The organism is Psychroflexus maritimus, assembly GCF_011089875.1.
GTDB lineage: Bacteria > Bacteroidota > Bacteroidia > Flavobacteriales > Flavobacteriaceae > Psychroflexus > Psychroflexus maritimus.
This window is the reverse complement of sequence record NZ_JAANAS010000002.1, coordinates 89,593-96,553: the sequence shown is the minus strand read 5'-3', so window position 1 is coordinate 96,553 and position 6,961 is coordinate 89,593. Positions and strand designations below refer to the sequence as shown.

Below are 6,961 nucleotides of genomic sequence, written 5' to 3'. Positions count from 1 at the left end.
CTTCCAACTCAATTTCCTTGTTACTTAAAAGCTTACGCAGTATTCTATTTTCCTCTTCTGCTTGCTTTAATTCTTTGCTACGAGTGTCATAGGTGACTTTTAACCCTGCTTCGCCTTGGCTATCAAATTTCTTCTTCCAACTATAGAAAGTGGCCGTACTGACCTTATATTTACGGCAAGTCTCAACGGTTCCTAATTCTTCAGATGAGGACAGAATTTTTAGTTTCTCCTCTAAACTCCATTTCTTGTATTTCATATCTCAAAAGTAGTATTTTGAAATTTAAAATATCACTCCGAACTTATTGGGGGCTAAAATAGATTAGCATTAATGTTAGTTTACATCTAACCTGTTTATCTACAGGTTATTATTAAATTAAGTAGGTGTAAAACTAAAAAAATTAGCTTTATTGCTTAATTTTACGGCGTAAAAAAAGAATTTCTTATTTTAACCTAATGCTAATAAAAACACAGCGTCTCAAAAAAAATCAAAAGAAACCTCTATTTAATAAGTTACAGATAATGAACAACGAGAACAAAATTCTAATAAAAAACACTACAATTATAAATGAAGGAAAATTAGTGGTGGCAGATGTGTTAATTGCTAACGAAATAATTCTTCAAATTGGAAACATTGACAACGAATCAAATTATAAATTAATTGACGGAACAGGTAAGCATTTATTTCCTGGAATAATTGATGGGCAAGTTCACTTTAGAGATCCAGGACTAACACATAAAGGCGATTTATACACCGAAAGTAAAGCGGCCATAGCTGGTGGAGTTACTTCATTTATAGATATGCCTAATACCATTCCAACTATATTAAATGTGGAGAGCCTAAACCAGAAATATAAAATTGCTTCGCAAAAATCGCTAGCAAATTACTCTTTTTTCCTAGGTGTAAATGGTGAAAATATCGATGATGTAATCAAAATGGATACCCGTCAATTTATAGGTGTTTCTGATGATGGGCTATATTTTAGTAAAAAAGGAAACCTGTTGGCTGATAGTCCAGAAAAAATGGAAAAATTATTTGCCAACTGCCAATCAATTATTGCTATTCATTCTGAAAAAGAAGAGGTCATAGAAGCCAACGAAAAAGCTTATAAAAAAAAGTATGGAGAAGCTATTCCTGCAAAATTTCACCCCTTGATAAGAAGTGCAGAAGGTTGTTATGAAGCTAGTAAACGCGCCATTGAAATTGCTAAAAAACACAAGGCAAGATTTCATGTGCTTCACCTAACTACTGAGGCAGAAACTCATTTATTTCAAAACGATATTCCCTTACAAGAGAAAAAAATAACAACTGAAGTTTCTGTTCACCATTTATGGTTTTCGGATAAAGATTATGACCAACTAGGGATGCTGATTAAATGGAATCCTGCAATAAAAACTGAAAAAGACAGAAAAGGATTGTTTAAAGCCTTACTTGACGACCGTATAGACCTAATTACCACAGATCATGCGCCGCATACTTTAGAAGAAAAACAACAAACCTATTTTAAATCAATGTCCGGAGCTCCTATGGTTCAACATAGCCTAAACTGTATGTTAGAGTTTTACAAACAAGGCTTGATTTCTCTAGAAAAAATTGTAGAAAAAATGTGCCATAACCCTGCTATTCTTTACAACATGACTAAAAGGGGGTTTATCAAAGAAGGCTATTATGCAGATTTAACTTTAGTTGACTTACATAGCCCATGGACTGTAAACAAAGAGAACTTACTTTACAAATGCGGTTGGTCGCCCTTAGAAGGAACTAGTTTTCAAACTGAGGTCAAACAAACATTTGTTAATGGAAATTTAGTATATGACAACGGTAAATTCAACGAAAATAAACTGGGTAAACCCATAGAATTTACCAATAATTAAATACTCTATGAGCATCATTTCAAATGATATTAATAAGGCTGTTGAAATCTTAAACAAAAATGATGTAGTAGCCATACCCACCGAGACTGTTTATGGATTAGCAGGTAATATTTACAGTGAAAATGCCCTACGCAAAATATTTGAAGTGAAGCAAAGGCCATTATTTAATCCGTTAATTGTTCATCTTCATTCCATCGAACAACTTAACGAAATAGTTAGCGAATTTCCACCAAAGGCAAAATTATTAGCAGAAGCTTTTTGGCCAGGTTCAATAACTTTGGTTTTAAAGAAAAAACCTACTATACCAGATTTGATTACAGCAGGCAAGGCTACGGTAGCTGTGAGAATTCCAAATCATCCTGTGACCTTAAAGTTATTAAAACAATTAGCCTTTCCGTTAGCTGCTCCAAGCGCAAATCCTTTTAATTGCATTAGTCCAACTCAAGCTGCACATGTTGAAAATTATTTCAAAAGCAGTTTACCGCTAATTCTTGAGGGTGGGGCTTGTAAAAACGGGCTAGAATCATCTATTGTTGGGTTTGAAAACAATGAACCTATTCTGTATAGATTAGGAGCTATTCCTATTGAAGAAATTGAAAATGTAGTGGGCAAAATTAATGTAAAAAATGAAAATGAAAGCACTCCCGATGCTCCAGGTATGCTAGGTAAACATTACTCGCCAAAAACAAAAATGTACTTGGTTAATAACTGGAAAGAATTTAGCATAGATTTTAAAGATAAAAATGTTGGATTAATAAGCTTTTCTGAAACTATAAATAATTCAGCTATTAAACATACAGAAATCTTATCAAAATCGAAAAACTTAAAAGAAGCTGCTTCAAAATTATATAATTCACTGCATCAATTAGATCACTTAAATTTAGACATGATTATTGCTATAAAACTGCCAAATATTGGGTTAGGTAAGACAATAAACGATCGCTTGGAAAGAGCAGCAAAATAAGTATTGCAAATTTATGAGTACCTTATTATTTAAAAACAGAAAGCTTGTAATTGCTACCAAACACAAAAAGGAAAAAGTAATTGCTCCGTTACTTGAGAAACATCTTGGCGTAACTTGTTTTGTTGATAAGAAAAATGACACAGACAGCTTAGGTACTTTCTCTGGTGAAATTGAAAGAAAACTTGATCCAGTTTCCAACCTTAGAAAAAAATGTCTTCTAGCTATGGATGCCAACAACTGTGATTTAGGAGTAGCTAGTGAAGGGTCTTTTGGTCCACATCCCACCATATTTTTTGCTCATGCAGATGATGAGTTTTTAATTTTTATTGATAAGAAAAATAATTTAGAAATCATTGCTAGAGAATTAAGCATAGAAACCAATTTTAATGGAAAAACAATAGAAACCGAAGAAGAACTTCTAGATTTTGCGGCAAGCGTAAATTTTCCTTCTCATGGGCTAATACTAAAAAAAACAAAGGAAGACCAAACTCAAATAAGTAAAGGAATTACTGAATTAAACATACTAAAGAAAACATTTAAAAAACTGATTAATAAATTTAACTCTGTATATGTAGAAACCGATATGAGGGCAATGTATAATCCAACACGAATGAATATAATTAAAAAAACTACAGAAAAATTAGTTGAGAAAGCAAATTCTTGCTGTCCAGAGTGTAATACACCCGGATTTAGCCTTACTACTATAAAAAAGGGATTAAAATGTAAGCTATGCGGATTACCCACTAAGTCAACCTTAAGTTATCTGTACAAATGTCAAGGTTGTCAATATATCACTGAAGAAAAATATCCTCACAAAAAAACAACTGAAGACCCAATGTATTGTGATTATTGCAACCCGTAATGATTCCATCCTTTTATTCTCTATGCTTAGAATCGATAAGAATAGTTACAGGTCCGTGATTGGTTAATTGAATATCCATTGAGGCACCAAATACTCCGGTTTTAACAGGTAATTTGGTTGAATTTTTTAAGTGTTCAATAAAATCTTCATACATTTTCTTGGCCCTTTCAGGTGAAGCTGATTTAACAAAGCTAGGCCTGTTTCCTTTTTTAGTAGAAGCATGAAGGGTAAACTGACTTACTATCAAAAATTCACCTTCTACTTTTTCTATCGATGCATTAATTGGATGCTTTTCATCAGGAAAAAGTCGCATTTTAACTAATTTACCTACAAGCCATTGAATAGCTAAAAAATCATCTTCCTGTTCTACCCCAACAAAAACCAAAAGACCTTTATTAATCTTAGCGTGTTCAACATCGCTTATGCTTACACTAGCGCTTTTAACACGCTGAATAACTAACCGCATAATTTTAAAATTTTATTTTTCAGCGTAAATATCTTTTCTATAATTTTCGTCCTCGCCTTTTAAAATTTGCAAATAACTTTCATACCTAGACACTTCAATTCCTCCTTCTTCCACCGCTTTTTTAATGGCACATTTAGGTTCTGATAAGTGCAAGCAATTAGTAAATTTACACTGGTGTTTTATGGCGAAAAACTCAGGAAAATAATCGGTTAATTCTTCGTCTTCAATAGCTACAACACCAAATCCTCTTATACCTGGGGTGTCTATAATTCTACCGCCAAAGTCTAATTCATGCATTTCGGCAAAAGTAGTAGTGTGCTGTCCTTGCAAATGCTGAAGTGAAATATTGGAAGTTTTTATTGATAGTCCAGGCTGTAAAGCGTTGATTAGAGAAGATTTACCAACTCCAGAATGCCCAGACACCATACAGGTTTTATCTTTCATTAATTCCTTTACTGCCTCTATTTGTAGGCCTGTTTCAGCTGAAATACCATGACACTCATAACCGATTTCTCGGTACATTTCGGCTAAAAATTTAAGCTCTACTTTTTCATCTAAATTATAGGTATCCATTTTATTAAATAGGAGCACAACAGGAATATGGTAAGCCTCTGCAGAAACTAAAAACCGATCGATAAAAGTGGTAGAAGTTGGAGGATTATTGTAAGTGATTAATAAAAAAGCCAAATCAATGTTTGAAGCTATGATATGAGTTTGTTTAGAGAGGTTTACCGATTTTCTGATAATGTAATTTCTACGCTCTTCAATTTCTTTAATTACGCCCAGTTCTTCATCTCCTTTTTTTTCAATTTGTAAATCAACATAATCACCTACTGCAACTGGGTTTGTGCTTTTTATACCTTGAATCCTAAACTTTCCTTTCAGCCTAGATTTAACCCGTTTCCCCGAAGCTAATTTTACATCGTACCAACTTCCTGTTGACTTATATACTAATCCTCTCATCTAGTAAGCATGCTATTTAATTTGGGGTAAAGATAAAAAATTCAACTAATTAGAATTAGTTTCATCAGATTGAATAATTTGACTTTGCCTTGTTACTGATTCTTGGTGAATTGCTTTAACTAATTTACTCACAAATTCTTCGCTTAAATCAATAGCTTTCCCTTGTTTTATTAAGTTGTTTAGTACATTTTTCCAACGTTCTGGCTGAAGTACAGACACATTGTTTTTACCTTTAAGCTGACCGGCTTCTTCAGCAACTTTCATGCGTTTACCTAAAGAATTTATTATTTGCTGGTCTAGTACATCAATTTTGTCTCTAAAATAGCTTAAATCTGCTTGAAAGTTTTTTTCATCCTTATCAGTTACCCTGTACTTTAATTGTTTTAAGAGGCTTGATAATTGTTTAGGAGTAATTTGTTGATCGGCATCACTCCATGCTTTTGTTGGTGTAGGGTGAGTTTCTATCATCATTCCATCATAATTTAAATTCATTGCTGTTTGAGTAATGTCAAATAGTAGGTTGCGCTTCCCTGCAATATGCGAAGGGTCAACCAACAAAGGGAGTGAAGGGATTGCTGCTTTTAAATCGATGGCCACCTGCCATTCTGGATTGTTCCTATAAAGCGATTTTTCATACGAAGAGAAACCTCTATGTATAGCTCCCAAATAATTGATGTTGGCTTGCTTAAATCTTTCAATAGCTCCAATCCATAAAGCTAAATCAGGGTTTACTGGATTTTTAACAAAGACTATTTTGTTAGTTCCTCTTAGTGCATCAGCTATTTCTTGAACAATAAAAGGGCTTACAGCACTTCTTGCCCCTACCCAAAAAATATCAATATCAGCTTTTAAAGCAAGTTCAACGTGAGTTTTATTTGCTACCTCAATAGCGGTTTTTAAGCCCGTTTCTTTTTTGGCTTGTTGAAGCCAGTCTAAACCAATAGCGCCAACCCCTTCAAAATTACCAGGGCGTGTTCTAGGTTTCCATATTCCAGCACGCATTACTTTTACCTCCATCGCTTTTAGTTGATGAGCAATGTCTAAGACTTGTGTTTTTGTTTCTGCACTACACGGACCAGCAATCAAGAATTTAGATGAAGTTGAAAGTTGACTTAACCAGGGAGTGTTTATTGGGCTTACAGCGTTCATTTATTTGTTATTTTCTTTTAATAATTGAGGGAACTTTCTTTTGAAGTCTTTTAACCTGGGGTCAGAAACTTGCCTTACATAAGAATTATTTGGGTTCTTCTTTTTGTAATCTTGGTGGTAGTCTTCAGCTTTCCAAAACTTTTCAAAAGGCATTAATTCTGAAGCAATAGGTTGCTTGAATTTGCTAGAAAGTGCTTCTGTTTTTGCTTCTATAACTTTTTTTTGTTTTTCATTTTGGTAAAAAATAATTGAGCGGTATTGAGATCCTCTGTCAGGTCCTTGTCCATTAACTTGCGTTGGATTTTGCGAACCATAATAAACATCTACTAAAGTTTCAAAGCTAACTTTTTGAGGGTCATAAATCACTTCAACAGCTTCTGCGTGCCCAGTTTTTCCGGTGTTACTTGTTTGATAGGTTGGATTTTTAGTATGCCCTCCAGCATAACCAGAGATAACTTCTTCTACCCCATAAACCGATTCATAGATGGCTTCTACACACCAAAAGCAACCACTAGCAAAATAGGCTTTAGCTAAACCATTTTCTAAGGGAACTTCAACAGGTTGTTGGTTAGCCTTATTTTTTTTAGGCGATTGTGCCTCTGTGCAACTAGTTGAAAAAATTACAATAGAAAAAAGTAATAAATAATTAAGTTTCATAATTTGCCTTTTAAATACAAAATTACTA

Annotated in this window: 8 protein-coding genes; 3 read left to right on the top strand and 5 right to left on the bottom strand. The window is 33.7% G+C overall.

Annotation, left to right across the window (positions count from 1 at the left end; genetic code table 11):
- Positions 1-256: transposase (locus G7034_RS01640; protein ID WP_166399221.1), on the bottom strand; the 256-nt coding region annotated here is incomplete at its 3' end.
- Positions 257-519: 263 nt separating this feature from the next.
- On the opposite strand from G7034_RS01640, the gene G7034_RS01635 reads away from it, so the two are divergent.
- The 3 genes from G7034_RS01635 to G7034_RS01625 are packed head-to-tail and all read left to right on the top strand — an operon-like array spanning position 520 to position 3,698.
- Positions 520-1,872 (top strand): dihydroorotase, encoded by a 1,353-nt coding sequence (locus tag G7034_RS01635; protein WP_166399220.1) that lies wholly within the window; start codon positions 520-522, stop codon positions 1,870-1,872.
- A gap of 7 nt (positions 1,873-1,879) precedes the next feature.
- The gene (locus tag G7034_RS01630; protein ID WP_166399219.1) at positions 1,880-2,836 is read left to right on the top strand and encodes an L-threonylcarbamoyladenylate synthase; all 957 of its coding nucleotides are present in this window, start codon (positions 1,880-1,882) and stop codon (positions 2,834-2,836) included.
- A gap of 13 nt (positions 2,837-2,849) precedes the next feature.
- Positions 2,850-3,698 carry a DUF6671 family protein gene (locus G7034_RS01625; protein ID WP_166399218.1) on the top strand — a complete coding sequence of 283 codons (849 nt, stop codon included), beginning with the start codon at positions 2,850-2,852 and terminating at the stop codon, positions 3,696-3,698.
- Positions 3,699-3,711: 13 nt separating this feature from the next.
- Here the strand turns inward: G7034_RS01625 and dtd are convergent, their stop codons facing one another.
- The 4 genes from dtd to msrA are packed head-to-tail and all read right to left on the bottom strand — an operon-like array spanning position 3,712 to position 6,933.
- Positions 3,712-4,164, bottom strand: a complete 453-nt coding sequence (dtd, locus tag G7034_RS01620; RefSeq protein WP_166399217.1) for a D-aminoacyl-tRNA deacylase — start codon at positions 4,162-4,164, stop codon at positions 3,712-3,714.
- A gap of 12 nt (positions 4,165-4,176) precedes the next feature.
- Positions 4,177-5,127, bottom strand: a complete 951-nt coding sequence (rsgA, locus tag G7034_RS01615) for a ribosome small subunit-dependent GTPase A (protein ID WP_166399216.1) — start codon at positions 5,125-5,127, stop codon at positions 4,177-4,179.
- A 45-nt stretch (positions 5,128-5,172) separates the two neighbouring features.
- Positions 5,173-6,276: a bifunctional 3-deoxy-7-phosphoheptulonate synthase/chorismate mutase type II gene (locus tag G7034_RS01610; RefSeq protein WP_166399215.1), complete on the bottom strand. Its 1,104-nt coding sequence runs from the start codon at positions 6,274-6,276 to the stop codon at positions 5,173-5,175.
- Positions 6,277-6,933, bottom strand: a complete 657-nt coding sequence (gene msrA / locus G7034_RS01605) for a peptide-methionine (S)-S-oxide reductase MsrA (RefSeq protein WP_166399214.1) — start codon at positions 6,931-6,933, stop codon at positions 6,277-6,279.
- Between the last annotated feature and the right edge of the window lie 28 nt (positions 6,934-6,961).